This is a genomic window from Streptomyces scabiei 87.22 (genome assembly GCF_000091305.1).
Lineage (GTDB): Bacteria > Actinomycetota > Actinomycetes > Streptomycetales > Streptomycetaceae > Streptomyces > Streptomyces scabiei.
The window spans coordinates 6,730,386-6,752,474 of record NC_013929.1; the positions used below are offsets into that span (position 1 = coordinate 6,730,386).

Below are 22,089 nucleotides of genomic sequence, written 5' to 3' on the forward strand. Positions count from 1 at the left end.
CGGGGGCACGTCCGGGGGCACGTGCGGTAGTCGGTCGGCTGCTGCGGGCTGCGGGCTGCGGGCTGCGGGCTGCGGGCTGCGGGCTGCGGGCTGCGGGCTGCCGGGTGGCCGACTGCCCGGGCGTCGGCTGGCCGGTGACTGGTGGCGGGTCGCTGGTGACGGGGCGGTGCGTGTCGTCCAGCGGCTGCCGTCGGCAGCGGTTCGGGGTCGTCCCCTACGGGCAGGTTCAGGGTTCCGGTGGAACTCGGGACCTGCCCGTAGCGTTTACCGTTGAAGAGCGCCGCAGCACATGCCGTGCCGGTCGGAGGAGGAGCGCGTCGTGGAATCCGTCATCGCAGTCGTCGCCCTGCTCCTCGTGCTGCTCGTGGTGCTGGGCGTCTACGCCACGGTGAAGGCTGTCGGCGTGGCCAAGCGCGGAGTGGACCGCACAATCACCCAGGCCAAGCGGACCGTCGAGGACACCACCCTGCGCGCCAGAAGCCTGGCCCAGCCCGGCCCGGCGGGACAACTGGCCGACCTGCGGCTGAAGTTGCGCACGTCGATGCGGGCCACCCAGGAGGCCCTGCAGGCGGGAGTGGGCGAGGACGAGTCCCTCAAGGAGTCCCTGGCCCTCTTCGAGCAGCTCAGCAAGCACGGCCGGGAGCTCGACGACGAACTCCGGCGCCTGGAGCCCGAACCGGACCGGAGCAAGCTGGCCCAGCGCCTGCCCGCCCTGCGCGAGCGCACGGAGCGGGTCGTGAAGTCCGCCGACTCGCTGCGCTGGGCCGCGCACGACCGGGCCCGCAAGTTCGCCGAGGACGACCTGGACACGCTCAGCGCGCGCATCGACGTCGAAGCGGGCGCACTGCGGCACTGGACGACGGAACCCGCCTCGGTATGGCCCGAGGCGCCCAAGCCCGAGGCCGCCGCCTCCACGGGACAGACCTGGCAGGAGACCCCCGGGGCCCGCCCGGCCGACCCGCGGGTGAGCGGGCCCCGGGACCCCCGTGAAAGCGAGTCCCGTGCCGCCGAGTCCCGCGGTGCCGAGGGGCCGCCCCGGCCCGCCATCACCCCGCCCGCCACGCGGCCGGTGTACCCGTGGCAGAAGAAGCCCCGCCCGGAGAGCACGACTTGACCCGGCCCGTCCCCCGCCTACCCGCCCCGCGCGGCCGCAGGTGACAGGGGGCGGGCTGCCGTCGGCGGCGCTCGGCGGGTAACCTCCAGCTCATGTCCCGCCATGTCGCGATCGTCACCGATTCCACGGCCTACCTGCCGCCGCCGGCGATGGAGCGTCACGGCATCATCGCGGTGCCCCTGACCGTGGTTCTTGGCGATCAGGCACTCGACGAAGGCACCGAGATCTCCGCACGGTCCCTCGCCCAGGCACTGCAGAAACGACGATCCGTCACCACCTCCCGCCCCAGCCCCGAACTCTTCGCGGAGACCTACCGCAGAATCGCGGAGTCGGGCGCCACGGCCATCGTCTCCCTCCACCTCTCCGCCGAGTTCTCGGGCACCTACGACGCGGCCGTGCTCGCCGCACGCGAGGCACCCGTACCGGTACGCGTGGTGGACACCGGGATGGTCGCGATGGCCCTCGGATTCTGCGCCCTCACCGCCGCCGAGTCCGCCGAGGCGGGCGGCACGGCGGACGAGGCCGTCACCGCCGCCGAGAAGCGGGCCGCGGGCACCTCCGCGTTCTTCTACGTCGACACCCTGGAGTATCTCCGCCGGGGCGGACGGATCGGTGCGGCCCAGGCGCTCTTCGGCTCCGCGCTCGCCGTCAAGCCCCTGCTGCAGCTCGACGGCGGCCGCATCGAGATGCTGGAGAAGGTCCGCACGGCGTCCAGGGCGATCGCCCGCCTGGAGGAGATCGTCGCCGAGCGGGCGGGGAGCGCGCCGGTCGACATCGCCGTCCACCACCTCGCCGCGCCCGAACGGGCCTCGGCGCTCGCGGAACGGCTGCGGGCCCGGCTGCCCGGACTGGCCGATCTGCACGTGAGCGAGGTCGGGGCGGTGATCGGGGCGCACACGGGGCCCGGGCTGCTCGCGGCGGTCGTCTCACCCCGCTGAGCCGGCTCGCCGAGCCGTTCCTCACCGAGCCGTTCCCCGCTCGTGTGGGTGACGGAGTTGTCCACAACCGGGGAGTAATCCACCGGAATCGAGCAAGATCATCGCCAGTCGGTGGAGTTGCCCGATCCTCGTCGCATGGCACTTCGACCACGTTCACGCAGCGCGACCCTCACCAGCGGACCGGGCCGCGGTCCGTCCTCCGACGGCCGCGACCGACACCGCCCCCGACAGCCCCGAGGCAGGGCCGACCGCCGCCGAGCAGCGGCGGAGACGCTCCGCCTGCGCGCGGAGGCACTGTTCCCCGAGCGGGCCGGGAAACCGAGGGAGTCGGGACACGGGCCACCGGGCGCGCTCGGAGGGACGACCAGGGAAGCGGGCGGCGGCTCCGCCGTTCGGGGGCTCGCCGCGGAGGGGTCTGCGGGTGCGGAGGCTCCCGGTGGGAGCAGGGCTGCCGGCGGTCGCGCCGCGGGACCTGGCACCTCCACACGGGCGACCGTCACCGGCAGGGGTGCCGTCGCCGCCGACAGGGCTGGGGGCATCGACGAGGTGCCTGCCGTCGACACGGCCGCGGCCACCGACAGGTCCGGGTCCCGCCGGGACATCGACAGGTCCCTGTCCGGCCGTGACACCGGCATCGATGTCGGCGGGCGCGAGACAGCAGGCACGTGGCGGGAACGGACGGGGCCTGCCCTGCGGGAGCGGCTGCCGCTGTGGCTGCAGACGCGGTGCGCCACCGAACGGAAGAGCGTCGTCGCGCTGAGCGTGGTGCTGCTCGTCGCGGCGGTGTTCGCCGCACAGCACTTCTGGACGGGCCGGACCCAGTCCGTGAGCGCGCCCGAGGTGGTACGGGCCGGGGCCCCGGACGCTTCGGGAGGGTCGGCGGCCTCGTTCGGCGAGCCCGGGAAAGGCCGGGCGGGGGCCGCGCCGGGCGACCCGGCCGGAGTGGCCGCCTCGACCGGGCCGCCGATCGTGGTGGACGTCGGCGGGAAGGTGCGCAGGCCGGGCGTCCGACGACTGCCGGCCGGCTCCCGGGTCGCCGACGCGCTGCGGGCCGCGGGCGGGGTCCGACCGGGCGCGGACACCGACGGGCTCAACCGCGCCCGCATCCTCGTGGACGGCGAACAGATCCTGGTCGGACGTCCGGCACCGCCGAACGGGCCCGGCGTGACGGCCGGGGCAGGCGCGGCCGTCACGGGGGCCGCACCCGCGACCCCCGTCTCCCTCAACACGGCCACCGCCGACCAGCTGGACACCCTGCCGGGCGTCGGCCCCGTCCTCGCCCAGCACATCATCGACCACCGCACCCGGCACGGAGGCTTCCGCTCGGTCGACGAACTGCGCGAGGTGAACGGCATCGGCGAACGCCGCTTCGCCGACCTGCGCGACCTCGTCCAGCCATGAGCACGAGGGAGAGGGCCACGGCGGCGGCCGCAGCGGCGGTCGCTCCGCCCCGGCCCGCCGTGCACGCGGCCTCCGGCACCCGGCTCGGCGACGCCCACCCCAGGCGGGAGGGCCCTACGGACCTGCGTCTCGTGCCACCGGCGCTGGCCGCGTGGGGGACGGCGGCACTCATGGTGCACGCCACGCCCGGGTGGACCACGGGAGTGGTCGTGGCCTGCCTGGTGCTGGGCTCGGCCCTGCTGCTCCCTCGGCCGAGGCCGGGGCCGGGATCACGGCCGAGGCCGGGGCCGGGGCCGAGGACGGAGCCGGGTTGGGCGCGTGAGGGAGGCAGGGGACCGCAGGGAGGAGGCACCGGGGCCCGGACGAAAGTGTCCCTCGCCGCCGTGCTGCTGTGCGCCGGAGCTGCCGCCGCCTCCGCCGGGCTGCACGGGGCGGATCTGCGGCGGGGCCCCGTCCCCGCCCTGGCCGAGCGGTACGCCCGGGTGACCGCGGAGGTCGAGCTGACATCCGACCCACGGCTCACCCGCCCCCGCATCCACGGAAACCACGCGGCCCCGGCCGCCGTGCTTCTCCAGGCCGAGGTGCGACGGGTGCGCGGCCCGGACGGGACGGTCGTGAAGACACGCACACCGGTGCTGGTCCTGGTCGACGCGGACGACCGGCCGGGCCGGGCGGCATGGCTGTCGCTTCTGCCGTCCACCCGCGTGCGCGTGGCCGCGCACGCCGGGCCCGCCATGACCGGGGGAGACCGGGTGGCGGCCGTGCTGCGGGTGCGGGGCGCCGGGGCGCCGGCGGTGGTGCAGCAGCCGAGCACGGTGCAGCGGCTCGCGGGACGACTGCGCGCCGGGCTGCGGGAGGCGACCGACGGACTGGACCCCGACGCGCGTGCGCTGCTGCCGGGCTTCGTCGTCGGCGACACCTCACGGGTCCCGGCCGAGCTGGACGAGGCGTTCAGGGCCACCGACCTCACCCACCTCCTGGCCGTCAGCGGAGCCAACTTCACGATCCTCCTGGCCCTGTTCATCGGACCGCCGGGGCTGGCACAGCGGGCCGAGCGACGGGGACTCGCCCCCCGGCTCGGCATCCCGCTGCGGGCCACCGCGCTGGCGGGCGGTGCGCTGAGCCTGGGATTCGTGATCGTGTGCCGGCCCGAGCCGAGCGTGGTGCGGGCCGCCACCTGCGGATCCCTCGCCCTGCTGGCCATCGTCACGGGACGCCGCAGGTCCCTCGTCCCCGCACTGGCGACAGCGGTCCTGCTGCTGGTGCTGTACGACCCCTGGCTGGCCCGCAGCTACGGCTTCCTGCTGTCCGTCCTCGCCACCGGAGCGCTACTCACCCTCGCCCCGCGCTGGAGCGCCGCGCTCCAGCGGCGCCGGGTGCCACCACGTCCGGCCGAAGCACTGGCCGCGGCGGGAGCCGCACAGGCGGTGTGCGCGCCGGTCGTCGCCGTGCTGTCGGCCAAGGTGAGCCTGGTGGCGGTGCCGTGCAATCTGCTGGCGGAGTTCGCGGTGGCCCCGGCCACGGTGCTGGGGTTCGCCACACTGGCGACGGCCCCCGTGGCGATGCCGGTCGCCGAATGCCTTGCCTGGTGCGCGAGTTGGCCCACCGGCTGGATCGCGGACATCGCCCGCACCGGGGCGTCGCTGCCCGGCGCGGGAGTGGACTGGCCGGGCAGCTGGGCCGGTGCGGCGCTCCTCGTCCTGGTCACCGCCCTCGTCGTCCTCGTCGGGCGGCGGATCGTCAGCCATCCGTATCTGACGGGAGCCTGTCTGGTGGCGTTTCTGCTGGTCGTGGTGCAGCCACCGCCGCTGACCAGAGTGATCACCGGATGGCCGCCGCCCGGCTGGCGCCTGGTGATGTGCGACGTGGGACAGGGGGACGCGACCGTCCTGGCGGCGGGCGAGGGCGCCGGAGTGGTCGTGGACGTCGGCCCCGATCCGGTACTGGCCGACCGCTGCCTCACAGCCCTGGGCATCACCGAGATCCCGCTCGTGGTCCTCACCCACTTCCACGCGGACCACGTGATGGGGCTGCCGGGAGTGCTGCGCGGGCGCGCGGTGGGGGCGATCGCGGCCACCGCCTTCGAGGAGCCCGCGGAACAGGCCGCGTTCGTCCGCGAGGAGGCGGCGGCCCGCCGTATCCCGCTGACGCGGGCCGTGGCCGGGGAGGAGCGGCGCACGGGAAGCCTCACCTGGCGGGTGCTGTGGCCACCGGGCGACGCCCCCACGCCCGATGGGCCCAACGACGCCAGCGTGACCATGCTCGTCCGCTCGTCCGGGCTGACCCTGCTGCTCCTGGGCGACCTGGAGCCACCGGGTCAGCGGGAGCTCGCCCGCTCCCCGGAAGCCGCGGCACTGGGAGCCGTGGATGTGCTGAAGGTCGCCCACCACGGGTTCGCCTTATTCGTTGTACTCTCTGTGTAGAAGCAGGCACGGAGGGGCAAGCATGGCCGTACTGACCACAGTTGAGGGCGTCCTGGACCAGGCTGTAACCCGGATGGCGCGCGAATACCTGCGCGTCTCGAAGGGCCGGGGCAGGGCCGCCCGAAGCATCACTGACCAGCACCGCGACAACCTCGCCTCCGCGGAGGACCACGGGCCGTGGGCGTGGGGCGAGCCGTACAAGGACACCGGATCGGCCAGCAAGTTCGCTCGCAAGCAGCGAGACGATTTCGAGAAGCTGCTCGGCGACCTGCGCACCGGAGCGTTCGGCAAGCCGGGTGACGTCCTCGTGCTGTGGGAGATCAGCCGGCTCGCACGTGAGACCGGCCGAGGCGTGGAACTCGTGGACGCCTGCGAGGCCGGCGGGTATCTCATCCACATCACGTCGCACGAGCACACCTACAACCCGGCCAACTACCAAGACCGGCACAGCCTGATCAGCGGCATCAACGACGCGGAGAAGGAAGCCAGGCTGCTGTCCGTCCGCACGCTCCGAGGGCTCAACTCCGCCGCCCGCGAGGGCCGCCCGCAGGGGCAGGTGCCGTTCGGCTACCGCCGGGACTACGAGGTCGTCGACGGTCGGCCCCGGCCTGTGTCGCAGTACCCGGATCCGGTGGAGGGTCGGCTCGTCGAGGAACTGTTCACGCGTGTCGCGGGTGACGGAGAGGCGCTGCCGGAGCCCATCTACGCCATCGCCAAGGACTGGGCGAGCCGGGGAGTCGTGAGCCGTGACCGGGTCGTCGACGGTGAGACCGTGCCCGGCAGGCCCTTCACTCCGCAGAGCCTGCGGTCGATGCTCCTGCGTCCCGGCTACGCGGGACTGCGCAAGCACAAGGGGACGCTGGTGCCGGAGCAGTGGGAGGGCTGGACGCCGGTCGTCGACCGTGCCCTGTTCGAGCGGGTGCAGGCCATCCTGGCCGACCCTGCTCGCCGGACCTACACCGGCGAGCACATCCGGCACGTGCTGAGCATGACGCTCAAGTGCGATGTGTGCGGCGGCTACATGGCGGTCATGGCGCGCAGGAGGAACGGCCGCAAGGCGACCCTGGGCTACCAGTGCCACCCCAAGGGGCATGTGTGGGTACGCAAGGACGAGGTGGACCGGATCATCATCGGCGACCTCGACCCCGTGGACCCGGAGTCCGGCGAGCTGCTGCCGCCCGAGCCGGGCGTCATTCTGCAGTACCTCGCCAATCCCGACCGGCACGCTGCCCTGCGGCACCGCCCGGACCTCGACGCCGAAGAGGCCGCCCTTCGGGCAGAGTTGGCAGAGCTGAGCAGCGAGCTGAAGGAGTTGGAGGAGGCCCCGCAGCCGAAGACCGCCCGCGCCCGCATCCGGCGCACTGCCGACATCGAGGAGCTGGAGACGGACGTGGAGGTTCTGCAGGCGAAGCTGGGCCGGCTCACCACCCCGGCGCCGCTCGCCGAGCTGCTGCCGGACGAGCCGATCACCGACGTGGTGCGGTGGTGGAAGAAGGCCGGCGTGGAGAAGCAGCGGGCCGTAGCCACGCTGCTTCTCACACCGGCGATGCTGGGTGAGGTGCGGATCACGCCATCGCCCGTGCCGCGGGGCTATGCCCCGGCGGCGGAGCGAATGGTCTGGTCCCGGGATGCCCTACCCCTGGCTGAGTAGGCAGACCTCCTCGTCTGGTGGCGTCAGCCCGATGAGGCACGAGCCTGGATCCGGTGACGGCGTCGGCGGAGGGCTCTCGGAAGGGCCGCTGGCGGCGGGGCTGGCGGTAGGTTCTTCCTCCACCAGGCCGGGGCTGCCGGAGGCAGTGCCTCCCGGGGCCGGCACGGTGATGGGGCTGGTGGAGGACTCCTGGGTTGGCTCCAGCAGGGTGATGCCGTCCGCGTCCGGCTCGGCCGTGCTGTCCGGCCCGGCGGAGGAACCACCGGGCGGAGGGTCGGCGGATGCTGGCGAGATGGGTGGCGTGCTGGCCTCGTGATCCGCAGGCGGCGGAGGGAACCAGAGTGCCGACCGGCTGGGTGAAACCGCGGGCACCGGGGGTTGTGGCCCGACGTGGTCGGCAGTGTCCACCCACGGTGTGATGGCCAGGGCCGTGACCGTCGTGCTGGTGACGGCGGCTCCGGTTATCGCGCTGGCCAACTGGCCGCGGTGCGTGTGGAGTGCCTCGCGTGCTGCGGCTCCGGCGGCTGCGACCAGGGCGAGGGAGCCGCCCAGGTGCAGTCCGAGATGCTTCTTGCGCCGGACCGGGTCCGGCCGGGGTGGGGGGAGAGGTCCGGGACTGCCGCTGACGGCGGCTTCCCGGGGTGGTTCGTCGTCAGGTTCGGCGAGTAGTTGTCTCAGTGCTGTCACGTGGGCTCGCTGGGCGCGCATCTGCCTGTCGATCCCTGTGATCTGCCGCCTGAGCTCGGCTATGTCGCCGAGGAGGCGCCGCAAGAACAGACCCTCAGTGATGATGATGACGCCGAGCGCGCTCGCGAAAATGACCATGGCCATTCCCAATCCCCACTACGTGCGTGCGCGTCGGGCTCCGTACATGTCGGTGATTGCACGGATTCGGCCATCCTGTACCGAACGTGACTCGTATCACCTCGTACACCAAGGGACCGTGACCCAACCGTTACCAAGCCATGGCCATGGCCATCATCCTGCGTGACGAGGGTGTTGCGGCCCGGCCGCCTTACGGGCCCGACGTCGGGCGACGGCCTCATAGTCGGACGCGATCTCCCGCAGTAGCTCCGGCACATCCTCGGGCTCGACGTCCTCCAGGGCCGCGTCGATCATGCGGCGAACGTGGGGCGGCGCCTCGCGGAGCACGTCCGGAATCACGGGTGCCTGCTGGCGCTCCATCTCGCGAAGAATCTCGGCGGCCGCCGGATTGTGCTCCTGCATCCGCTCGGCGGTGACGCCGACCGTGCGAGCCATCGCCGCGACGGTGGACGGCTTGCCCGGCACCGCGACGCGCTTCGCGCCGGCGCCTCGATAGCCGGCCTCGACGTGCCGCCAGCTGGAGCCGCTGAACTTGAACGGCATGCGCGCTGCGGCGGTCTCGGGGCTGATGCCCTGCGCCTCTCGGGCCAGCTTGATCAGCACCCCGTGGCCCGGCGGGCTGTGGTCCTGGTCCGTCGTCATGTCGACTTCTTCCTCCTCATGGCCGCTCGTACTTTCTCGAACTTTATTGAAGGGGAGCGGGCTGCGCGAGGGCGTGCACGACGTCTTCACATGGAGTAGGAGTAAATCCGGGCAGGCACTTGTGGTTAGTCGTACATAGTCGTAATGTCGTCCGCATGAACGAAGACCCGAAGAGCTTCCGCCGCCGGCGGATCGAGGCCGGTCTGAGTGTCACGGACCTCGCGAGGCAGGCAGGGGTCAGCAAGAGCCACCTCTGCGACGTCGAGAACGGGCGTGCGGGCTTCTCCCCGAAGAACCTCAAGAAGATCGCCGACATCCTCGGCTGCACGATCCGAGACCTGCTGCTCCCCGACCCGGAGGAGAAGGCCGACGCCGTGGCCACGAGGAGCGTGGCCTGATGCGTGCCCCCATCGACGCCGTGTGCCGATGGCTGTGCCACTGCGGTCACCGCAACCCGATCTGGCGGGCCCAGTGCCGCCGCTGCGGCGCCGACCGCGAGTTCAAAGCGGGCGCGGCGTGAGCGGCATACAGGCCCACGAGGTCGTCCTGCGGATCCGGCCCGGTGAATCGGTCTCGGCGTTCGCCCGGCGTATCGCCGCCAGCGCGCCACCGGCACCGATCCACGTCATGGACCAGCTCCGCACGCTGCTGGTCCCCACCACGCCGGACGCCGTCAGCCCGCCCGCCCGGCAGCTGCACGCCGCCTGACACGAAAGAGGGCCCGCCGGACGACACCCGGCGAGCCCTCGGCCACCCGCACATCCATCACCAGAAGACGAAGTAGGTGGACTCCGATGCCCTCCAGCATCGCACACGTCCCCCGCAGCGGCGGGGGCAAGCACGCCGCCGAGGTGGAGAACAGCGACCTCCGCGACCTCCTCGCCGCGATCCGCGACGCGCTCGACATCCCGCCCGGCAACCGCCGCCCGGCCCTCCTCGACGCCCGGGTGCTCCTGGTCCTCGGGTCGGTCCGCGACGTCCTCGACGGCAAGGTCCCGCTCATCCCGTTCGAGACCGAGATGTTGCGCAGCAAGCTCGCGGAGGACGGCAGCCACCATGCCTGAGCCGCTGACCCACCAGTACCTGAAAGAGATTCAGGCCCGGATCGCCGCCGCACCGATGGGTCCGTGGGACGTCGAGCCCAGCGAGCACGGCGTGCCGGACCAGGTCGGCCCCATCGCCTACCTCCAGACCTGGGCCGACAACGAGCAGCTGCCGACCGTCGAGTTCATCGGGCACGCGCGCACCGACCTCCCCGCCCTGCTCGGCGAGGTGTCCCGCCTCGCCACTGAGGCGGAGGCCCTGCGCGCGGAGGTCGCCGCCGCGCGCCGGTTCGCCGAGGACATGCGGGGCTACTGCTCCCCGCACAACGTGTCCGCGATGTACGCGGAGCGCCTCGTCGACGCCATGGACCGAGCCAGGCTGCCGGAACGCTCCAAGGCAGGTGCCCCTCGTGGCCGGTGAATCCCTCACGTTTCCGTGGGCCCGTACCCTCGCCGCCGAACCGCTCGCCGCGTTCATCGAGGACATGTGGGGTGCCGCCGGGGGCGGCGACGACATCGCCACCCTCGACGCGATGGAGATGGCGGTCGCCGCCCACCAGCCCCCCACGCCCCAGGACTCGGTCCCGTGCCCGCTGAGCCAGCGTGAGACCGACGTCCTGACCCTGATCGCCAACGGCGAGACGTACGAGACCGCGGGTGCTCAACTCGAAGTCACCGCACACACAGTGCGGCAGTACCTCGGTCGCATCTACGGCAGGCTCGGCGCGAGGAACGCGGTACATGCCGCAGCCATCGCCACGCATCAAGGCTGGCTGCCGCGCCTCGACGTCCCGCCGCCCGCACCGACGGTCCTGCGCCAGAGCCCCAAGGCATGGCGGGATCTCTACCGCGCCCGCGCCGCCGAGATGCTCGCCCGCCCTGGTGAGCCGGTACTCATCGGCCCATACGGCTCGAACAGCGGGGCGCGCAACACCGTCCGCCGTATCCGGCTCGGCCTCTTCGAAGAGTTCCAGCCCGCTGGGGCCTTCGAAGCCACTGCCGTCCGCGGCGACCGCGGCCAGTGGCTCGTCCGAGCCCGCTACCTGGGCTCCGCCGCCCCCACCCAGAAAGGCGCGGCCGCATGACCACCCCCCGCTCCCTCACCCCGGATCGTCGTGCCGCGATCGAGCTGGTTGCCGCCCGGAACCCCAGCAACCCGCAGGCCCAGGCCATCTACGAGCTGCTCGCCGAGATCGACCGGCTCACGAACCGGAGCCCGTGCCCGCTGACGGGCAAGCGCTGGGCTGTGCTGCTCGACGCCGCCAACGGCAACACCAACATCACCAGCAGCCGCAACCTCGGCCTGACCCCGGCCACGGTCCGCACGTACCGCCGCCGCATCCACCGGCAGCTCGGCGTGCACACCGTCGCCCAGGCCGTCGCCGTCGCCATGGCCTCCGGCTGGATCAGCCACTCCCTCATCGACATCCCCGGAGACCCTGATGCCCGTTGACACGCCCACCCGGCTCATCGACTACCTCGGCACCGTCGACCGCTCCGACGTGGTGAAGGCGCAGATCGAGGCCCTCGCGAGCAAGTGGCCCGAAGGCGCCCAGGTCCGCCACCGCCGCTTCGGCACCAAGGGCGTGATCCGGCTCGACTCGCCGGCGAAGGTGCCCGGCCGATTCCACGGCAAGCCGAGCGCCTGGTGCCTCAGCGACGACGGCACCGCGCGGGTGTGCGTGGTGTGGGCCGCGAACAGCGGCGTCCCGCTGCGCGTCTGGCAGCCCGCCCACGCCCTGCGACTGACGGGACTGTCGGTATGACCAGCCTGCGCCACGCCATCATCAGCACCGACGGCGACCTCACCCACCACGACGGCCGGTTGGACTGGCCCGCGGTCATCGGCCCCGAGGGACGCGCCCGTGTGCACCTGCCCGACCTCGCTGTCACCGGTTGGGTGAGCGACTGCGGGCTGCTGTACCCGAAGCGGTACCCGCGCAACACCGTCGGCAGCTGCGTGCTCGCCGCGCTCGGTGCTCGCGTACAGCCGTACGCCGGGCCGGTCGTGTTCACCGGCTGGAACCCGGCCAACACCCCGCTGGGTCTGCAGGAGATCGAGTCGCTGCCGCAGCCCGTCGAGCACCTCGACACGGTGCACGGCGACGTCGTCAAGGCCCTGGCCGGGCAGACCCCGCGCGCCATGTCCGCGTCCTGGGCCGAGCAGATCCGTGAGATCGCCGAGCACGCCCGCACCGCTCCCACCCCCGGCATCACGATCCGGACGGTGACCCTGCGATGAACCAGACCACCGGCTCGGCGTCAACGTCGTCCGCTGACGCGGACAGGACGCGCACGGAAGCGAAGGCAGGGGAGGAGCGTCCTGCTTGCGCTCCCGAGAGCCTGCCTGCGCCGAGCCGGTCCCACACCACCCGTCCGGCGTCAAACCGCTCCACCGCCGCCCACGTGGAGGCCGCTGTGGACGGCAAGGCAGAAGAGGGGCCGTGCTCGACGGCCTCGGAGACGCTGCCTGCGCCGGACGGGATCCCAGCCCTCGACCCGGCATGCGCTAGCGCGCGGCTCATGCTGCCTGCCGGGTCCGCCACCCGCGAGGCCGACACCAACGGCGGTGAGACGTCATGAAGGCAGCAGCTCGTCAGTTCTACGGGCACCCGACCCAGCTCACGGTGGGCCTGTGCCACGACTGCGGCAAGGCCAACTACCTGACCCGCAGGGAGGCCAAGCGCGCCGCGCGCGCCATGTTCCCCGGCGCGCACCACCGGCCGTTCCCGTGCGGTCAGTACTGGCACATCGAGCTGGTGCGAGGTGGCTCCCGATGACGGCGCCCGCTCTCCTGCTCACGGTGTACGGCACCCCCGCCCCGCAGGGCTCGAAGAACCGCAACCGGGCCGGTGCCCTGTACGAGTCGTCGGCCGCCGTGAAGCCGTGGCGCGAGGCCGTCAAGACGGCCGCTCTCGATGCGCTCCACCACGACGACGGCTGGACGGCGCTGAGCTGCCCCGTGTGGCTGGACGCGCAATTCACCCTCCGGCGGCCCAAGCACCACTACGGCACCGGGCGGAACGCAGGCCGGCTGAAGCCGTCCGCGCCCGCCTACCCCACCGGCACGCCCGACCTGGACAAGCTCGTGCGCTGCACCCAGGACGCCTTGAAGGACGCCGGGGTGCTCGCCGACGACAGCGTCGTCGCCTCCCTGTCCGCCTCCAAGGTCTACGTGCTCTGGGGCGACGCCCTGCGCACTCCCGGCGCCGTCATCAGGGTCTGGCGCCTCAACGATCTCTGCAAGGAGCCCACCCCGTGACGCAGTTGAAGTTCGACGCCAAGGTGTCGGCGTCGGCGCAGGAGGCGCTGGAAGCGCACGTCCGCCCGATGTACGACCAGCCGGGCAGCCGCCGGATGGCGATCATCGAGTTCGCGGCGATCGAGCGAGTCGAGCCCGCGCCCGGCACCGAGAAGGAGCCGAGCGTCCGCGTGCGGATCGTCGGCCTGGAGCTGCCGAACCAGGAGCAGGAGGGCGCGGTCCGTGAGGCGCAGCGGTTCCTGCACCTCCAGCGCACCGCCCGCGGCACGTTCGACGACGACGGGCAGCTGGAGTTGTCCGAGTCCACGCTGCGGCTCACCGGCGGAATGCTCGCCTACCTGGAGACCGCCCGGCTGCGTGCGGGGCTGGCCCACTGGCGGGACTACGCCCACCGCCTGGTCCACGGCCCCGATCTGACGATCACCGAGGTCCGGCACGAGATGCAGGCCCTCGCCGAAGGGCTCACGGCCATCCTCAACACCGCCCACGACCACCCCGACGGCGACGACGGCTGACGCATAGCCCTTCGCGGCGCCCGAACCCCTGCCACGGCCACACCCCGAGAGGAGGTGACCCTCATGCCTCAACGCGTGCGCGTACCGCTGCGTGTGATCGTCGGCCACTACGCCGACTCCACCGTCAGCGTGTACGTGAAGATCGCCGCGCTCGACCGGAAAGACACCGGATGCGAGGCACGGGTCGCCTACCTCTCCGGCCTGCTCGGCCTGGCCCGCTCCACGGTCGAGGCGGCACTGACTCAGCTCATGCGGCCCGCGCCGGATGACGACGTGATCGAACTGACAAGCCAGCAGCGCACGAAGGCCGGCGGCGACGGCGAGTCGGCGGTACGCCGGGTGCGCGTCACCGACTGGCGCACCGAGCACGGCGCCTGGGTGCCCACCCGGGCCACCGAAGCCCTGTCGCCGCGACAGCTGCGCTGCTACGCCGCCCTGTCGTACGCCACCGCCACCGGCGTGCACATCACCCTCGCCGAACTCGGCCGGGTCCTGCGCCACCGCTCCGGCGAGTCTGCCGGCCAGTCGCTCGACCCGCGCTCGGTCCGGCGCATCCTGCGCCAGCTGGAGGAGCTGGGCTGGATCAGCGTGGAGCGGCGCGCCGGATACCGGGGCCGTCACCTCTACACCTGCCACGACGAACCCACCCACCAGGCGCTGACTGCGGACACTGAACAGGGGGTGGGTGCGGATCTTGAACAGGGGTCCCTCGCGTCTAAGGAACACCACCCGACTGACTCACCTGATGATCAACCGCCCACTGCCGTCTCGGGTATCCGCCGTAGGCGAGTGCAGGAGGTAGCGCGAGGGCCTGTGGAAAACCCTCCGCTTCCGCCGTCGCTGCGCCGCCCGTACGCCGGGCCCGAGCTGACTCTCGCTCCGCGGATCTGGCGAGTCCTCGAACCGGTGCATCCGCTGCTGCCGGGCCTGTCGCCGTACGTCGTCCGCCAGTTGGCGCGGGAGATCGGCCGTCAGCTCGACGAGGGCCAGCAGCCCGAGCGGCTCCGCGCCCGGCTGGAGTTCCGGTTCGCGTCCACCGAGGACATCCGGGACCCGGGCCGCTGGCTGCTCGGCACGGCCGTCGTACGCCACGGCTGTGGGCTCGCCACCTGCGAGTCCGGCCGGATCTGGCACACCGGGCAGACCTGCGCCTCCTGCGCCGACTCCCGAGCCGCCATGGTCGCGCTGCGACGCATCGAAGCCGAACTCGACGAACGCGAACGCCAGCTGGGCATCTCCGAGCCCTACCAACTGGCGCCCCCGAAGCCCCCACCCGGGAGGCCCCGGTGACCGACGAGCCCGACGTGCCGCGCCCGGCAACCGCGCATCTGCTCGCGCTCGCCGCAGCCTGCCGACCGGACTGGTCCGCCGACCAGTTGCGCGACGTCCTCGCCCAGGCCCGCCCGGCCATGAGCTGGTCCCGCGTCCTGGTCACGGTCGCCCAGCTGATCGCCGACCCCCGGGCCGAACCCCCAGACCTCCTCGCCCAAGTCCCCGAGGCATGGCGACAGACCCGCCGCCCGCCGGGGCCCGAGACCTACACCCGCGGGGCCGCCGCCGTACGTGCGGCCCTGCACCACACCGACACCGACTGATCACGAAGGGAGGCGATGGCGATGGCCACGCTGCACATCGCTCGTCGCACCACCCCACACCAGCCGCCGACCGCCCTGCGGACCTGGTGGACCGCGCTCCAGTTGCGCCACTCCCACCGGGCCCGCACCGCGTACTTCACCCGGCTGCACGACGCACTCCCGGTCGACGCCCCCGACCGCCACGCCCTGGACGCGCCGGCCATCGAGGACGCCTTCGCCCGGCTCGCGATCGACCACCCCCAGGCCGTCACCCCGGCCGACGGCGGCACTCCGGCCCACGACGCCGACCGCGAGGCACTGCTGATCGCGGTGTGCGACCGCTGGTTCCGCGAGGTCTACCCGGCCCCGGACCACCTCTGGTCCATGGACACCATCGACGCCCACATCCGATTCCTCGCCGACATCCGCGCCTGCTTCAACCCCGGCGGTGACTCGGCATGAGAACTCAGCCCAAGGAGCTGGTGGCAGACACCGCCACGCGGACGGCCCTGCACCAGCAGCTGTACGTCCTCGTGGGCCGCAGCGTGCAGGAAGTCCGCATCACCCGGGTGCGCCGGCCTGAAGGCAACAGGTGGGTGGCCAAGGTGATCGGCGTCAACGGCCGGGAAGTGCCCCTGCACGGCAGCGGCCTGCACCACCAAGCGGCCGCCATCCTCCGCGACGCCTTCCCCCACGCCAACTGGTCCGCCGCACAGAACTACGACGTCACGACCGGCACTCTCACCAGGCACGTCGTACGGCCTCCCGCCCGCCCGCGAGGTGCGTCATGAGCCGCCTCGCCGCCCGCCCCCGGGCCGACCACCAGCACGCGGCGTCCATGGCGCGGCAGATGCCCGGCACCGAGGTGTTCGCCGGAACGTACGGCAGCAGCCTGAGCGCCACGGCTGCGGCCCGTGCGGTCCGCACCGGGCAGCGGGCAGCCGCCTACAAGCCGGCCGGAGCGTTCGCGGCGCGCATCGAGGTCACTCAGGACGGCGTCGACCTGTGGGTCCGCTACCTCGGCGAAGGGGCAGCGGCATGAGCGCGACCACGAAGATCGAGTGGACCGACCGCACCTGGAACCCCGTCACCGGCTGCACGAAGGTGTCGCCCGGCTGCGACAACTGCTACGCCGAGACGATCGCTCACCGTTTCGCCGGAGGCAAGGCATTCCCCAACGGCTTCGACGTCACCCTCCACGACGAGCGCATCGACCAGCCGTCCCGGTGGACGAAGCCAGCCCGCGTCTTCGTGAACTCCATGTCCGACCTCTTCCACGACAGCGTGCCCGACCTGTTCATCACGCGGGTGTTCGACGTCATGGAGGCCAACCCGCGCCACACCTTCCAGGTACTGACCAAGCGGCACGCCCGGATGCGGTCGTTCGTGCAGCAGCGCGAGCAGCAGAGGCGGGAGTACGCGGCGAAGTTCGACGATTGCCCGACGGAGGCGATGCGGACCAGCCCGGCCGCGCAGGATGCTCGTGCGCGTGCCGGGTGGCCGCCAGCGAACATCTGGCTCGGCGTCAGCGTCGAGGATCAGAAGTGGGCCGACATCCGTATCCCGGCCTTGCTGGAGACCCCGGCCGCCGTGCGCTTCCTGTCCTGCGAGCCGCTCCTCGGCCCGGTCGACCTGTGCGGCCCCATCGTCCCTGGGCGCGGCAGGCCGAAGCTGACGTACTGGCTGGACGGACGGCCCGGGTGGGGCCCGGAGCAGACCGACGACCGCGGCCGCGTATTCCAGGGACTGGCGGTCGGCCCGCGGATCGACTGGGTCATCGTCGGGGGCGAGTCCGGCCCCCGGGCCCGGCCCATGCACCCCGACTGGGCCCGCGCCTTGCGTGACCAGTGCACGCTCTCCGGCACCGCCTTCTTCCTGAAGCAGCTCGGTGAGTGGCAGCCGCTCGGCCCGCTGTACGGCGACCTTGAGGACACCGACGACGGGCACATGGAGGCCGTCCACCTGGAGGCCGTCGAGGGCAAGCAGGTCATCCAGCTCGAATCGAACGGCTACATCGCCGAGGGCCACCAGCCCGCCGACTCGCGCACGTGGCTGATGGCCCGCGTCGGCAAGAAGCGCGCCGGGCGGGAGCTGGACGGGCGCGTCCACGACGCCTTCCCCGAGCCGCCCCGCGACGACTTCCGCGCGTCCATCGAGGCCGGCCTCACCGAGGACTTCGACACGTTCTCCCGCCGCCTCGACGCCGCCCCCACCGACACCCACCGGAGGTCGTGATGTTCTCCCGCACCAAGTCCCCGACCGCGCGGGAACGGCAGCTCGAAGCCGAGAACCGCAGACTGCGCGACCAGTTGGCGGCGCTCACCGAGAAGCTGGCCGACCTTCAGCGCGCCAACGAGCGCATGTACGCGGACGACCACGACGCCACCGGCGGCCCGCGCTTCGACACCCAGCAGCCGTTCGGCAGCGACCCGAAGCGGAAGCTCGGCACGCTCCCGGTGAAGGGCGGTGCCTCGTGATCGGGTACGTGTTCCTCACCGTCGGCGTGCTGGCCACAGCCGTGGTCATCTACGCGGTGGCCCCCGCTGGCCGTGGCCTGCACCGGTTCGTGGTGCCCCGGTCGCGGCTCCGGCGGGAACTGCGCCTCACGCTCCACGAACTGGCGGGCGCCGAGCGGCACATCGCCGGCCTGGAGAGCGCCCTCTCCGCCGTGAAGAGCAACCGGGATTGGATGGCCGGCCAGCGCGCGGCTGCCGAAGAGGCGTTGGAGCAGGCCCAGCAGAAGCACGCGGAGCTGGAAGAGCAGCTCCGCGAAGTGGACCAGCTGCGCGTCACGAACACGGCGCTGCAGGCCCAGCTCGCCAACGCCAACGCGATCCGGCCGCTGACGGTCGCCGCTGCCCCTCCGCCGCGCGGCCCCCGCGTCGTCGCGCTGCACCAGGCGCCGCTCGCCACCGGCCCGGCCCACGAGCCGAGCACCCCTGAACCCCCTGCCGCCGTAGGTCCACCAGCCCCGGCGGCAGGGCCCAACCAGCAAGGAGACCAACCGTGTTCAAAGACGGAAGCCGCGTCCTCGGCTACACGATCCTCGGGATCGTTGCCCTCGCCGTCTGCTCCCTCATCGCCGTCTTCGCCTTCGGCGGTGTCGGCTGGCTGACCGCCCCCTTCCGCGGTGAGGTCGACAAGAAGAACCGCACCGAGGGCAGCGGAGCCTTCCGCATCGCCACCTACGAGGAGTTCTTCGACCTGTGCGCCGCCGCGCAGACGGCGGAGCAGCAGCTCGCCGTCCTCCAGCAGGAACTCGACGGCAAGCCGTCGCCGGAGCGCGCAGAGAAGATCCGCACCTCCATCACCGCGGTGAAGGCCAGCCGAGCCGAGTCCATCAACACCTACAACTCCAAGGCCTCCCAGGAACATCGCACCGCGTTCCAGGACGCCGACCTCCCCGTGAAGCTCGACCCCAACGCCCAGGAGACCCAGTGCGCCGCCTGACCACCACCGTCCTCGCCACTCTCATCGTGGGCGGTCTCGCCCTCGGGGCCACCGGGTGCGACGACGACACGACCAGCTCCCGCTCGAAGGAGAGCAAGGCACGCAACGGCAACTACGACCAGTTGGTGTCGCGGCAGCCGGCACACACCGGCTCGTACTCGCCGACCCGGGAGACGAAGAACTTCTGGATCGACACGTGGATGAAGAGCCCGAACAAGCTCTCCTACGTCTACATCCAGAACGCGAACGGCGACTACGGCTACTTCATCCTCAAGGGCCTGCCCGTCACGTACTGCGTGTCCCTGCTCCCGCCCGAGGTCAAGGCCGACCTCGACCTCGGCGGTAACGACGGCGAGCAGTTCGTGCAGGGCCCGTCGATGGACGGCACGTACAGCAGCGGCTCGAACTGCAACGCCTACTACGGCAAGGACGCCACGACCGGCGCGTACGTGGAGTTCTCCGTCGGCCAGAACCAGTCGTACTTCCTCTACGACCGGCCCCTCGACCTGCCCCAGTTCGAGGGCGCCAAGCCCATGGGGCCCTCGCGGATCGAGGACGTGAAGGACAGCAAGTCCTGACCGATTCCGCTGGCACCACCGCCTAAGACGTGCCCGCCCCCGAGAAAGAGCCACCACCATGAACGGATTCTGCTGGTGCGGCAGGCCCTACCCCTGCCTCGACCACTACACCGGCGGTGCGAAGTGACACGCACCCTGCCCGCCCCGCCCCCGCGCATCGCCCGCCTGCCCCGCAACAAGGCCGGCTACCCGATCCCGTGGTTCGTGGACTACGTCGACGGCGAGCCCGACTTCCGGATCGCCGACACCCGCAAGCGGCAAGGCGCGTCCGTGTTCCGCTGCTGCTGGCTGTGCGGCCACGCCCTGCGCAACAACGTCCTCGGCCCGGCCGCCACCCAGTACGCGTACGTGATCGGCCCGATGTGCGCGGTCAACCGGGTGAGTTCGGAGCCGCCCGCGCACCGCGACTGCGCCGTCTACGCCGCGATCGCGTGCCCGTTCCTCACCACCCCCGGCATGCGGCGTCGGCCCATCGAGGGCATCCCGGACACCGTGCAGCCCGACGGCGTGATGATCGAACGCAACCCGGGCGTCGCGCTGGTGTGGGTCACGAACACCTGGCGGATGATCCCCGGCCACGCCCTGTTCGACGTCGACGAACCCGCCGAAGCCCTGTGGTTCGCCGAGGGGAGGCCCGCCACCCACGCGGAAGTCCTCGCCGCCATCGACTCCGGCATGCCCGTCCTCCGCGAGGCCGCCGAGCAGGACAACGACCCCGAAGCCGCCCTCGCCTACCTCGACCAGCAGTACGCCCGCGCACAGGAACTGCTGCCCGCCGAGACGGCCGTGGGGTGAGCCATGAGCAACTACACCGGAGCTGTCCCCGACACCGCGGGCCGCCGCCTCGACTGGATGGCGCTCGGCGCCTGCACAGGCGAGCGAGAGACCTTCGACGATCCCGCCCGCGAGCACGAGGCCCGCACCATCTGCGTGGCCCGCTGCACCGTCCGCGCCGAGTGCCTGGCCTACGTGAAAGCCACAGAGCGCGGGCTGCACCGTGACGAGCGGGACGGCGTGCTCGCCGGCCTCACCTACAACGAGCGGCACCGGCTCGACGCCACGGCATCGCACCGTGCGGACGATCCGCTGCCGCTGACCTTCGACGGCACCGAGCGTTGCGGCACCCACACGGCGCTGCTGCGGCATCTGTGGCTCGGCGAGCCGATCGACTCCAAGTGCTGGAGCGGCGAGGTGTACCGCGACCACGGCAACCGCAACTGGCGGCAACGCAACAGCGTCGAGTCTGCCCCCGAGGCTCTGCCGGAGGCGTCATGAGCATCCCCGAACGGACCGGCCGCGCACGGGCAGGGCGCGGCTGCCGCTGGTGCGGGCAGAAGGCGGAGACCGTCAAGTACGAGGTCCGTGACTCCGGCACCCCGGGCAGCGAGGTCATGTGCCTGACCTGCGGCAAGCACCAGTACCGGTGGGGCTGGGAGAAGCGGTTCTGGGCGGAGGAGACCCGCAGGGAACTCGCCCGCTGGGTGCTGGTGACGGCCTGGCTCGCCGGCCAGATCATCCGGCTCGCGGCGCCGCCCGAGCCGATGAGTCCGGCCCAGGCCGCCTGGATTCGCGAGCACGTGTGGACCGGGTTCCGGCTGCGCAACCACAACCACATCCCGTCCACCACCTTCGCGTGCGCCTGCCAAGGGGCGCCGTCCTGCGAGTGCCAGCGCGACCAGCACGCGGGATGCCGCCACGACGGGCACCCCGTCAACGAGACCGTCATCCACACCAGCCGGGGACGCGCGGCACGATTCCCCGAGCCGTACGAACATCGTGCCCCGGCGGGCGGTAACGGCCGCCGGATCGCCTACGGGACGAACAACGACGTGGCGTGGGTGTGGCTCGCCGGGCGCCCGTGCCGCGAGATCTGCACCTGCGTCTGCCACCGACCGCATTCGTCCGTCCCTGCGGCGCCTGTGCGTACGGAGCAGCTCGATCTGTTTGCGGGCCTGCCGTGACACAGCTCCGGCTCCCGATCTTCGTGGACTGCCCGTGGGGCGGCTGCGAGCACGGCTAATGCGCCTGCCTCGAACAAGACCTCGACCCCGAGGACGTCGCCGCCCCGTGTGACGACTCCGAAGAGGAGCCGGACAAGGAGACGCAGCAGATGCTCGACGACCTCGACGCTGGCCGGGCCGTGATCCACCGGGGCCGTTTCCGCCCCATCCAGACCATCCACCTCCCCGCCTACGAACCCGCTCAAGGAACCTGATGCCCCCGCTCTACATCGCCGCCCTGACGGCCGCGCTCGCAGCTGTCGTCTGCCTCTGCTGCAACGCCTCCGACGGCTGGTTCTTCGGCCTGCTGGCCCTCACCTGCCTGCTCGCCGCCGCGTACGAGGCGTACCAGGAGCGCGATCCGGTCGCCGTCGGCTTCCTCACCGGCGCCGGCCTCTTCGGGGTCCTGGCCGTCAGAGCCATCGTCCGCGACCGCGACCGCCGTGCAGGAGAGACGCCGTGACCCACCGGGAGGTGCTCATCGTCAGCGCCATCGGCGCGCTGTGGGCCGTGATGATCCTCCTCGCCATCGCAATCGCGGCCGCCGTCCTGTACCGCGCCATCGGCCGCGCACACGGAGCCCTCGCCGAGCGCCGAGCACACCGCACCGCGCTCCGCGACGGCCGCCGCCGACTGAAGACCTTCACCACCATCGACGACCTCAAGGAATAGC

Annotated in this window: 32 protein-coding genes; 31 read left to right on the forward strand and 1 reads right to left on the reverse strand. The window is 72.2% G+C overall.

What is annotated here, in order from left to right:
- Positions 1–289: 289 nt before the first annotated feature.
- The 5 genes from SCAB_RS28845 to SCAB_RS28865 all read left to right on the forward strand — a co-directional run bounded on the left by SCAB_RS28845 (position 290) and on the right by SCAB_RS28865 (position 7,527).
- The gene (locus tag SCAB_RS28845) at positions 290–1,114 is read left to right on the forward strand and encodes a hypothetical protein (protein ID WP_037723847.1); all 825 of its coding nucleotides are present in this window, start codon (positions 290–292) and stop codon (positions 1,112–1,114) included.
- A 92-nt stretch (positions 1,115–1,206) separates the two neighbouring features.
- Positions 1,207–2,052 (forward strand): DegV family protein, encoded by an 846-nt coding sequence (locus SCAB_RS28850; protein WP_013003618.1) that lies wholly within the window; start codon positions 1,207–1,209, stop codon positions 2,050–2,052.
- A gap of 135 nt (positions 2,053–2,187) precedes the next feature.
- Positions 2,188–3,453, forward strand: coding sequence for a helix-hairpin-helix domain-containing protein (locus SCAB_RS49435; RefSeq protein ID WP_041669759.1), 1,266 nt, complete (start codon positions 2,188–2,190; stop codon positions 3,451–3,453).
- A gap of 59 nt (positions 3,454–3,512) precedes the next feature.
- Positions 3,513–5,876, forward strand: coding sequence for a ComEC/Rec2 family competence protein (locus SCAB_RS28860; RefSeq protein WP_013003620.1), 2,364 nt, complete (start codon positions 3,513–3,515; stop codon positions 5,874–5,876).
- A gap of 22 nt (positions 5,877–5,898) precedes the next feature.
- Entirely contained in the window at positions 5,899–7,527 is a 1,629-nt protein-coding gene (locus SCAB_RS28865; protein ID WP_013003621.1) for a recombinase family protein, read from the forward strand.
- A 978-nt stretch (positions 7,528–8,505) separates the two neighbouring features.
- Here the strand turns inward: SCAB_RS28865 and SCAB_RS28870 are convergent.
- Entirely contained in the window at positions 8,506–8,994 is a 489-nt protein-coding gene (locus SCAB_RS28870) for a helix-turn-helix domain-containing protein (protein WP_013003623.1), read from the reverse strand.
- 155 nt (positions 8,995–9,149) lie between these two features.
- Here SCAB_RS28870 and SCAB_RS28875 point away from each other — a divergent pair, with 155 nt between their 5' ends.
- From SCAB_RS28875 to SCAB_RS28995, 26 genes are all read left to right on the forward strand, one after another.
- Positions 9,150–9,392 (forward strand): helix-turn-helix domain-containing protein, encoded by a 243-nt coding sequence (locus SCAB_RS28875; RefSeq protein WP_013003624.1) that lies wholly within the window; start codon positions 9,150–9,152, stop codon positions 9,390–9,392.
- Entirely contained in the window at positions 9,392–9,514 is a 123-nt protein-coding gene (locus SCAB_RS49095; RefSeq protein WP_269450647.1) for a hypothetical protein, read from the forward strand. The genes SCAB_RS28875 and SCAB_RS49095 overlap by 1 nt, the downstream gene beginning before the upstream one ends.
- Positions 9,511–9,702, forward strand: coding sequence for a hypothetical protein (locus SCAB_RS28880; protein WP_013003625.1), 192 nt, complete (start codon positions 9,511–9,513; stop codon positions 9,700–9,702). The genes SCAB_RS49095 and SCAB_RS28880 overlap by 4 nt, the downstream gene beginning before the upstream one ends.
- Before the next feature lie 86 nt (positions 9,703–9,788).
- Positions 9,789–10,058, forward strand: coding sequence for a hypothetical protein (locus SCAB_RS28885; RefSeq protein WP_013003626.1), 270 nt, complete (start codon positions 9,789–9,791; stop codon positions 10,056–10,058).
- The gene (locus tag SCAB_RS28890; protein ID WP_013003627.1) at positions 10,051–10,458 is read left to right on the forward strand and encodes a hypothetical protein; all 408 of its coding nucleotides are present in this window, start codon (positions 10,051–10,053) and stop codon (positions 10,456–10,458) included. Before SCAB_RS28885 ends, SCAB_RS28890 begins: the two co-directional genes overlap by 8 nt.
- Positions 10,448–11,122 carry a response regulator transcription factor gene (locus SCAB_RS43835; protein WP_013003628.1) on the forward strand — a complete coding sequence of 225 codons (675 nt, stop codon included), beginning with the start codon at positions 10,448–10,450 and terminating at the stop codon, positions 11,120–11,122. The genes SCAB_RS28890 and SCAB_RS43835 overlap by 11 nt, the downstream gene beginning before the upstream one ends.
- Entirely contained in the window at positions 11,119–11,490 is a 372-nt protein-coding gene (locus tag SCAB_RS28900) for a LuxR C-terminal-related transcriptional regulator (RefSeq protein ID WP_013003629.1), read from the forward strand. The genes SCAB_RS43835 and SCAB_RS28900 overlap by 4 nt, the downstream gene beginning before the upstream one ends.
- Positions 11,480–11,803 (forward strand): hypothetical protein, encoded by a 324-nt coding sequence (locus SCAB_RS28905; RefSeq protein WP_013003630.1) that lies wholly within the window; start codon positions 11,480–11,482, stop codon positions 11,801–11,803. The genes SCAB_RS28900 and SCAB_RS28905 overlap by 11 nt, the downstream gene beginning before the upstream one ends.
- Positions 11,800–12,279: a hypothetical protein gene (locus SCAB_RS28910; protein WP_013003631.1), complete on the forward strand. Its 480-nt coding sequence runs from the start codon at positions 11,800–11,802 to the stop codon at positions 12,277–12,279. The genes SCAB_RS28905 and SCAB_RS28910 overlap by 4 nt, the downstream gene beginning before the upstream one ends.
- Positions 12,280–12,616: 337 nt before the next feature.
- Positions 12,617–12,817, forward strand: a complete 201-nt coding sequence (locus tag SCAB_RS28915; protein ID WP_013003633.1) for a hypothetical protein — start codon at positions 12,617–12,619, stop codon at positions 12,815–12,817.
- The gene (locus SCAB_RS28920; RefSeq protein ID WP_013003634.1) at positions 12,814–13,299 is read left to right on the forward strand and encodes a RusA family crossover junction endodeoxyribonuclease; all 486 of its coding nucleotides are present in this window, start codon (positions 12,814–12,816) and stop codon (positions 13,297–13,299) included. The genes SCAB_RS28915 and SCAB_RS28920 overlap by 4 nt, the downstream gene beginning before the upstream one ends.
- Positions 13,296–13,814 (forward strand): hypothetical protein, encoded by a 519-nt coding sequence (locus SCAB_RS43840; RefSeq protein ID WP_013003635.1) that lies wholly within the window; start codon positions 13,296–13,298, stop codon positions 13,812–13,814. The genes SCAB_RS28920 and SCAB_RS43840 overlap by 4 nt, the downstream gene beginning before the upstream one ends.
- A gap of 63 nt (positions 13,815–13,877) precedes the next feature.
- Entirely contained in the window at positions 13,878–15,104 is a 1,227-nt protein-coding gene (locus SCAB_RS28930; protein ID WP_148274229.1) for a hypothetical protein, read from the forward strand.
- Complete coding sequence (locus SCAB_RS28935) at positions 15,101–15,409, forward strand: hypothetical protein (RefSeq protein ID WP_013003637.1); 309 nt, start codon at positions 15,101–15,103, stop codon at positions 15,407–15,409. Before SCAB_RS28930 ends, SCAB_RS28935 begins: the two co-directional genes overlap by 4 nt.
- A gap of 21 nt (positions 15,410–15,430) precedes the next feature.
- Complete coding sequence (locus SCAB_RS28940; protein ID WP_148274230.1) at positions 15,431–15,850, forward strand: hypothetical protein; 420 nt, start codon at positions 15,431–15,433, stop codon at positions 15,848–15,850.
- Positions 15,847–16,179, forward strand: coding sequence for a hypothetical protein (locus SCAB_RS28945; protein WP_013003639.1), 333 nt, complete (start codon positions 15,847–15,849; stop codon positions 16,177–16,179). Before SCAB_RS28940 ends, SCAB_RS28945 begins: the two co-directional genes overlap by 4 nt.
- Positions 16,176–16,430, forward strand: a complete 255-nt coding sequence (locus SCAB_RS28950; protein ID WP_013003640.1) for a hypothetical protein — start codon at positions 16,176–16,178, stop codon at positions 16,428–16,430. The genes SCAB_RS28945 and SCAB_RS28950 overlap by 4 nt, the downstream gene beginning before the upstream one ends.
- The gene (locus tag SCAB_RS28955) at positions 16,427–17,623 is read left to right on the forward strand and encodes a DUF5131 family protein (protein WP_013003641.1); all 1,197 of its coding nucleotides are present in this window, start codon (positions 16,427–16,429) and stop codon (positions 17,621–17,623) included. Before SCAB_RS28950 ends, SCAB_RS28955 begins: the two co-directional genes overlap by 4 nt.
- Positions 17,623–17,865 (forward strand): hypothetical protein, encoded by a 243-nt coding sequence (locus SCAB_RS28960; protein ID WP_041669766.1) that lies wholly within the window; start codon positions 17,623–17,625, stop codon positions 17,863–17,865. The genes SCAB_RS28955 and SCAB_RS28960 overlap by 1 nt, the downstream gene beginning before the upstream one ends.
- Positions 17,866–18,394: 529 nt before the next feature.
- Positions 18,395–18,838, forward strand: a complete 444-nt coding sequence (locus SCAB_RS28965) for a hypothetical protein (RefSeq protein ID WP_013003643.1) — start codon at positions 18,395–18,397, stop codon at positions 18,836–18,838.
- Positions 18,826–19,416, forward strand: a complete 591-nt coding sequence (locus SCAB_RS28970) for a hypothetical protein (RefSeq protein WP_013003644.1) — start codon at positions 18,826–18,828, stop codon at positions 19,414–19,416. Before SCAB_RS28965 ends, SCAB_RS28970 begins: the two co-directional genes overlap by 13 nt.
- A 123-nt stretch (positions 19,417–19,539) precedes the next feature.
- Positions 19,540–20,211 (forward strand): hypothetical protein, encoded by a 672-nt coding sequence (locus SCAB_RS28975; protein ID WP_013003645.1) that lies wholly within the window; start codon positions 19,540–19,542, stop codon positions 20,209–20,211.
- 3 nt (positions 20,212–20,214) lie between these two features.
- On the forward strand, positions 20,215–20,691 hold the full coding sequence (locus SCAB_RS28980; RefSeq protein WP_013003646.1) for a WhiB family transcriptional regulator: 477 nt from the start codon (positions 20,215–20,217) through the stop codon (positions 20,689–20,691).
- Positions 20,688–21,377, forward strand: coding sequence for a hypothetical protein (locus tag SCAB_RS28985; RefSeq protein WP_013003647.1), 690 nt, complete (start codon positions 20,688–20,690; stop codon positions 21,375–21,377). The genes SCAB_RS28980 and SCAB_RS28985 overlap by 4 nt, the downstream gene beginning before the upstream one ends.
- A 253-nt stretch (positions 21,378–21,630) precedes the next feature.
- Complete coding sequence (locus tag SCAB_RS28990; RefSeq protein WP_013003648.1) at positions 21,631–21,879, forward strand: hypothetical protein; 249 nt, start codon at positions 21,631–21,633, stop codon at positions 21,877–21,879.
- Positions 21,876–22,088: a hypothetical protein gene (locus SCAB_RS28995; protein ID WP_013003649.1), complete on the forward strand. Its 213-nt coding sequence runs from the start codon at positions 21,876–21,878 to the stop codon at positions 22,086–22,088. The genes SCAB_RS28990 and SCAB_RS28995 overlap by 4 nt, the downstream gene beginning before the upstream one ends.
- The last annotated feature ends 1 nt before the right edge of the window (position 22,089 follow it).

What these genes read in the sequence shown, in the direction of transcription:
- SCAB_RS49095 (WP_269450647.1), top strand. Translation starts at nt 9,392, where the DNA reads ATGCGTGCCCCCATCGACGCCGTGTGCCGATGGCTGTGCCACTGCGGT.
- SCAB_RS28885 (WP_013003626.1), top strand. Translation starts at nt 9,789, where the DNA reads ATGCCCTCCAGCATCGCACACGTCCCCCGCAGCGGCGGGGGCAAGCAC.
- SCAB_RS28930 (WP_148274229.1), top strand. Translation starts at nt 13,878, where the DNA reads ATGCCTCAACGCGTGCGCGTACCGCTGCGTGTGATCGTCGGCCACTAC.
- SCAB_RS28985 (WP_013003647.1), top strand. Translation starts at nt 20,688, where the DNA reads ATGAGCATCCCCGAACGGACCGGCCGCGCACGGGCAGGGCGCGGCTGC.
- SCAB_RS28915 (WP_013003633.1), top strand. Translation starts at nt 12,617, where the DNA reads ATGAAGGCAGCAGCTCGTCAGTTCTACGGGCACCCGACCCAGCTCACG.
- SCAB_RS28920 (WP_013003634.1), top strand. Translation starts at nt 12,814, where the DNA reads ATGACGGCGCCCGCTCTCCTGCTCACGGTGTACGGCACCCCCGCCCCG.
- SCAB_RS28850 (WP_013003618.1), top strand. Translation starts at nt 1,207, where the DNA reads ATGTCCCGCCATGTCGCGATCGTCACCGATTCCACGGCCTACCTGCCG.
- SCAB_RS28845 (WP_037723847.1), top strand. Translation starts at nt 290, where the DNA reads ATGCCGTGCCGGTCGGAGGAGGAGCGCGTCGTGGAATCCGTCATCGCA.
- SCAB_RS28890 (WP_013003627.1), top strand. Translation starts at nt 10,051, where the DNA reads ATGCCTGAGCCGCTGACCCACCAGTACCTGAAAGAGATTCAGGCCCGG.
- SCAB_RS28955 (WP_013003641.1), top strand. Translation starts at nt 16,427, where the DNA reads ATGAGCGCGACCACGAAGATCGAGTGGACCGACCGCACCTGGAACCCC.
- SCAB_RS49435 (WP_041669759.1), top strand. Translation starts at nt 2,188, where the DNA reads ATGGCACTTCGACCACGTTCACGCAGCGCGACCCTCACCAGCGGACCG.
- SCAB_RS28945 (WP_013003639.1), top strand. Translation starts at nt 15,847, where the DNA reads ATGAGAACTCAGCCCAAGGAGCTGGTGGCAGACACCGCCACGCGGACG.
- SCAB_RS28960 (WP_041669766.1), top strand. Translation starts at nt 17,623, where the DNA reads ATGTTCTCCCGCACCAAGTCCCCGACCGCGCGGGAACGGCAGCTCGAA.
- SCAB_RS28940 (WP_148274230.1), top strand. Translation starts at nt 15,431, where the DNA reads ATGGCCACGCTGCACATCGCTCGTCGCACCACCCCACACCAGCCGCCG.
- SCAB_RS28980 (WP_013003646.1), top strand. Translation starts at nt 20,215, where the DNA reads ATGAGCAACTACACCGGAGCTGTCCCCGACACCGCGGGCCGCCGCCTC.
- SCAB_RS28905 (WP_013003630.1), top strand. Translation starts at nt 11,480, where the DNA reads ATGCCCGTTGACACGCCCACCCGGCTCATCGACTACCTCGGCACCGTC.
- SCAB_RS28875 (WP_013003624.1), top strand. Translation starts at nt 9,150, where the DNA reads ATGAACGAAGACCCGAAGAGCTTCCGCCGCCGGCGGATCGAGGCCGGT.
- SCAB_RS28870 (WP_013003623.1), bottom strand. Translation starts at nt 8,994, where the DNA reads ATGACGACGGACCAGGACCACAGCCCGCCGGGCCACGGGGTGCTGATC.
- SCAB_RS28865 (WP_013003621.1), top strand. Translation starts at nt 5,899, where the DNA reads ATGGCCGTACTGACCACAGTTGAGGGCGTCCTGGACCAGGCTGTAACC.
- SCAB_RS28900 (WP_013003629.1), top strand. Translation starts at nt 11,119, where the DNA reads ATGACCACCCCCCGCTCCCTCACCCCGGATCGTCGTGCCGCGATCGAG.
- SCAB_RS28950 (WP_013003640.1), top strand. Translation starts at nt 16,176, where the DNA reads ATGAGCCGCCTCGCCGCCCGCCCCCGGGCCGACCACCAGCACGCGGCG.
- SCAB_RS28990 (WP_013003648.1), top strand. Translation starts at nt 21,631, where the DNA reads ATGCCCCCGCTCTACATCGCCGCCCTGACGGCCGCGCTCGCAGCTGTC.
- SCAB_RS28910 (WP_013003631.1), top strand. Translation starts at nt 11,800, where the DNA reads ATGACCAGCCTGCGCCACGCCATCATCAGCACCGACGGCGACCTCACC.